General features: G+C 35.3%; 4 protein-coding genes and 1 pseudogene. All 5 read left to right on the top strand.

What is annotated here, in order from left to right; translation table 11 throughout:
- The first annotated feature begins 320 nt into the window (after positions 1–320).
- The 5 genes and pseudogenes from AB1414_15890 (at position 321) to AB1414_15910 (ending at position 4,285) form a co-directional block, all read left to right on the top strand.
- A pseudogene (locus AB1414_15890) lies at positions 321–580 on the top strand (DUF4160 domain-containing protein).
- 5 nt (positions 581–585) lie between these two features.
- The gene (locus tag AB1414_15895) at positions 586–828 is read left to right on the top strand and encodes a DUF2442 domain-containing protein (protein ID MEW6608901.1); all 243 of its coding nucleotides are present in this window, start codon (positions 586–588) and stop codon (positions 826–828) included.
- 149 nt (positions 829–977) lie between these two features.
- Complete coding sequence (locus tag AB1414_15900) at positions 978–1,460, top strand: hypothetical protein (protein MEW6608902.1); 483 nt, start codon at positions 978–980, stop codon at positions 1,458–1,460.
- 323 nt (positions 1,461–1,783) lie between these two features.
- A complete protein-coding gene (locus AB1414_15905) occupies positions 1,784–3,073 on the top strand; it encodes a TIGR04013 family B12-binding domain/radical SAM domain-containing protein (protein ID MEW6608903.1) in 1,290 nt (429 codons plus the stop codon).
- A 3-nt stretch (positions 3,074–3,076) separates the two neighbouring features.
- The gene (locus AB1414_15910; GenBank protein ID MEW6608904.1) at positions 3,077–4,285 is read left to right on the top strand and encodes a hypothetical protein; all 1,209 of its coding nucleotides are present in this window, start codon (positions 3,077–3,079) and stop codon (positions 4,283–4,285) included.
- Positions 4,286–4,608: the final 323 nt, after the last annotated feature.

A 4,608-nucleotide genomic window follows, 5' to 3' on the forward strand; every position in this document is an offset into this window, starting at 1 on the left:
TGCAAATATTAAAACACAAACCCCAGAAGATACTGAAATCTTCGGTTATCTGGTGTGTGAGAAGTAACACCTAACAAGTCGCTGCAGCCGACCTCGCTATCGCTCGGCGGCTGAGCTCTATCGTTAGGCAAGAATGATTGAAAAGAAAATAAAGAAGGTTAATTTTATCAATACAGATGGAAGATGGCAGTATAAATTATATGGAACGAAAAAATAGTTGCATATAATTGATTATTGTGCTATACTTGGAGATAAGGTCTTATAATAAAATAATGTCTAACAACTCATTGTCGTTAGGCAAGTATAAAAAGGAGAATTAGATGCCATCAATCTCAATGTTCTATGGAATCATTATCTATATGTATTTCAAAGATAACAAACAGCATACCAAACCACATATTCATGTTAGGTATCAAAATGATGAAGTAATTATGAGGGTGAAGTTTTAGATGGAAGTATTCCAAATTCTAAAATGAAACTCCTTCAGGCATGGATTGAGTTGCATAAAGATGAGCTTGTAGCAGATTGGGAGCTTGCTGTATCAGGTCAGGAGCCTTATAAAATTGATCCTTTGAGGTAACTTCTATGAATCCAAGAGTCACTGAAGTTATACCAACTAATGATTATAAATTAATATTGGTTTTCACTAATGGAGAAGAGAAAATTTACGATTGTTCAGATTTACTAAATTTTGGTGTATTTAAAGAACTCCAAAATAGGAATTATTTCAACCAAGTAAAAGTTCTACATGGTAGCGTTACTTGGCCTCATGAACAAGATATATGTCCTGATACACTTTATTTAGATTCAATAAAAATAAATGCCTAACCAGTCGCTGCACCTGACTGTGGGGGCTATGCCATAATTAGAGTTTTGTGGTATCTCAAGCTTTTATCTTGTTTACAAAGTTTGGTGGTAATCCACCCCGTAGCAGGTGAGCTCAATCGTTAGCCGAAATTGGAGGGATATTAGTTTATATGAGGAAGTTGCGGTTATATCTTGATTCATCAATATTGGGCTGGTCATTGAATCGCGGTAATCCCACTCGCTTTGCTGAAGCCAACTTGCTTTTACAGCAAATTGCTGGTGGAAGATTTATTGGAGCTTATTCTTGGATTAGTGAGCAAGAGATCGAAGCTGCACCAGAGCATATTGCTAAGAGATTATGGCAAAAGGTTGAGGAAACAAGATTAAAAAGGGTCCCGATTCGTTTAGGGAAACAAGCAGATGAACTTGCACAAACATATTGCGACAAGAAAATTGTACCTTCCGATTTTAAAGCAGATGCTCTTCATATTGCCATTGCAACCCTGTGGAAAGCTGATGTATTAGTAAGCTATAACTTTGAACACATTGTGAGTCTTGAGATTATGGTTGCGGTGAACGAGGTAAACAAAGCAGTTAATCTAAACAAGATTTTCCTCTGTCAGCCCCAGGAGGTGATAATCGGTGGAAATTAAAGGGAAAGTATTCTCTTGTTTAAGCTGTGGAGCCGATACGGGTTGTCCAAATAAACTTATTTGCGATAAGTGCAGAACACTGAAGAAACAAAAGGCACCCTTGGTTCGTGAACAAAAGGTAGTAGGAAAAGGTAGACTTCGGCTAACCAATCGCTGCACCTGACCCAGCCCTTTTACCGGGGCATTGAGGTTTAAGGGTTTATAAACTTACGAATTGTTAAATCGTTGTTAGGTAGTAAATCTGCTAAAAGGGCTGGGCAGGTGAGCTCGGCCGTTAGACGCAAATTTGCCATATGTGTAAGTGTGTAAGAAGAGAGATGATTATGAAGAAAGATATGGCTTTAATTTTATATTATAACAAGCAAAACAAGTATAGTTTTAACGCCCTGGTTGGAGCTCTTGAAACAGAAGAATATTTTGACGATTTAAAGGTTTATTTTATAAACCGAGAAAATGAGCTAACTTTAGAATTAGAAAATATTATCAAGAAACATAAAAAGATAATTATTGGGATTTCTTTTTTTACCACACAATTATGGAATACATTGAGAATAATTAGAAATTTGAGAAAGCAATATAGCCATAAACCTTTATATATTGCAGGTGGGCCTCATCCAAGCGGTGATCCATCAGGAACACTTAGAATGGGATTTGATATAGTTATAAGAGGTGAAGGAGAAGAAACATTAATTGAGCTTCTCCAAAAGATTGACAATGATGAAGATTATACGGATGTAAAAGGAATTGGTTTTATTAATGAAAAGGGAGAATACCACTATACTGGTCGAAGACCTCCGATTAATTTAGACCAATATCCACCATTTGCAGTTAAGCATAATAAGTTTGGCTCTATAGAGATAACAAGAGGGTGTCCCTTTGTTTGCTATTTCTGTCAAACTCCACATATATTTGGTGGCCGCCAAAGACATAGAAGTATAGAAAAGATTTGTGACTATGTTCAAATTATGAGGAGTAAGAATCTCACAGATATTAGATTTATTACTCCAAATGCCTTTTCCTATGGGTCGCCAGATGGTAAAAGACTAAATATATCTAATTTAGAAGAGTTAGTCAACAATATTAAAAAAATTATCAACCCCAATGGTAGAATTTTTATTGGTTCTTTCCCCTCAGAAGTTAGACCTGAACATGTAATTGATGAGACAATAAATTTAATCTTAAAATACGCAGATAATGATAACTTGATAATCGGAGCCCAATCAGGTAGTCAAAGGATTTTAGATTTATGCCATAGAGGGCATACGGTTGAAGATGTCTATAATGCCGTGGAGCTAACGATAAAAGCAGGCCTTAAGGCAAATGTAGATTTTATCTTTGGATTGCCTGGAGAAGTTCAAGAAGATATAAAACTTACTATTAAAGTCATAAACGATTTAGTAAAAATGGGTGCAAGAATACATGCACACACTTTTATCCCATTGCCACAGACACCTTTTGCTAAAAGGTCTGGTGGAGGAGTAAATAAGGAACTTAGAAAAATGATCATTAAAGAATTAGTTCCCAGAGGTGTTATGTATGGTGATTGGAGAGAGCAAGAAAAAATTGCAAAGAGAATTGTAAGATATTTAAAAACTGGTAAATTGGAGGAGTAAAAGGTGAAGATAGTGTTTTGGAGAAAGCTCAAAAGATGGCTTAGAAAAAAAGAAAACATCATTATAGAATTTTTAGGGGTGGTGTTTAGTGCTATAATATTGACTGTAGCGCTGTTTCTATATTCCTTAGGTTTATTGGATATACTTACTTTACTGGGAGTAGTATTTGGACTTTTACTGGCATTTTTGCCAATTTACTCTTATCTGATTAAAAAGAGAGACCAAACAATATTGATTAGTTTCACTTCTAAATATCTGTTGGAAAAAGAAGAATCAAAAATTGATGAATTATTGGGACTCTTAATTGCTGGCAAGTGGGAAAAATTAAGAATAGATCCAATAGATGAATTCTTTAAATGTATAAAAAGGATGTGTTTAAAGAGCGATTCTGAGATGAGAAGAAGAGTTTCTGAGGCTCTTCCTGCATTATTCAAAATAGATTTAGAAGAAAGTAAGGAATTAACAGAGATTCTTCGTCGAGATTGGGACGATAAATGGAAATCGGATAACAGGCGCCGAACAATTGAAGCATTGCCATACGTAATAAGTATAGATAAAAATTTTGTAAGGGATAATCTCCATATTATTGATGGAGACGAAATATTTGCTATAATAGCTATGATAGAAGTATTAAATGTATGGAGAGAGAAGGTTGATAGAAAAGAAGCTGAAAGAATTTTTATGGAATTAAAAAGCGAGATGCAAGAATGTAAGTATGGTCAAGATGAGATTGATGGTGTATCGGAATTATGGAATATCTTGCATTTAATTCATTCTGATGTTAATGAAGCAATCAAAAGATTTGAAGAATTAAGGGATAATCCAAATATCTATATTCAAATTTGCATCGCTAGAAATTTAAAGCATCTTTGCAAGAGATTTCCAGAAAGAATAATAGATTTGATGGCATATTTTATAGAAAAAGATAAACACAGGAATGTAAGAAGACCAATCGCGAAAGAAGATTCAGTAGAATGTCTCATAGGTCTATTCCGAGATAGAAAACATTCTGAAAAAGCCAAAAAGATAATATGGAGACTTATCAAAGATGAAGATGACATCATTCGACTTGCTACTTTTGATAAAATAGAAAAGATATTGGATATTGATAGCGATTTTGGAGGAGAAATTTTACAGCATATTGTCGAATATAATCACCACCCAAGACTTGTTGAAAGAGCTAAAACTTTGTTGAAGAGAGATAGCAGTTGAGAATTCTACAATAGGTGGAATAGCGTCTAACAAATCGTTGAAGCTGAGAGTGGGCAAGCTCACCGCAGATTAACTCAATCGTTAGACAGGCTGGGCAGACAAGAAGGAAAAGGAGAAGTTATTCCTGGTGGAAGTTTTGGTGAGAATATTTGCTTCTTTAGTGGCCTATACCAGGCCTGCGAGATTGATGCTTTCTTGAAAGAGTTGCTTATCCCTTAGAAGCAACAGGGGGAGGCTAAGAGGGACTACTGAGAAGTGATAGTTAGGTAAGATAGAGGAAGCAAGAAGAAAGAGACGGTGAAGTGCAGCTTTTTCTAACCCTT

Source organism: bacterium, from assembly GCA_040755795.1.
Lineage (GTDB): Bacteria > UBA9089 > CG2-30-40-21 > CG2-30-40-21 > SBAY01 > JBFLXS01.

What these genes read in the sequence shown, in the direction of transcription:
- AB1414_15895 (MEW6608901.1), top strand. Translation starts at nt 586, where the DNA reads ATGAATCCAAGAGTCACTGAAGTTATACCAACTAATGATTATAAATTA.
- AB1414_15905 (MEW6608903.1), top strand. Translation starts at nt 1,784, where the DNA reads ATGAAGAAAGATATGGCTTTAATTTTATATTATAACAAGCAAAACAAG.
- AB1414_15900 (MEW6608902.1), top strand. Translation starts at nt 978, where the DNA reads ATGAGGAAGTTGCGGTTATATCTTGATTCATCAATATTGGGCTGGTCA.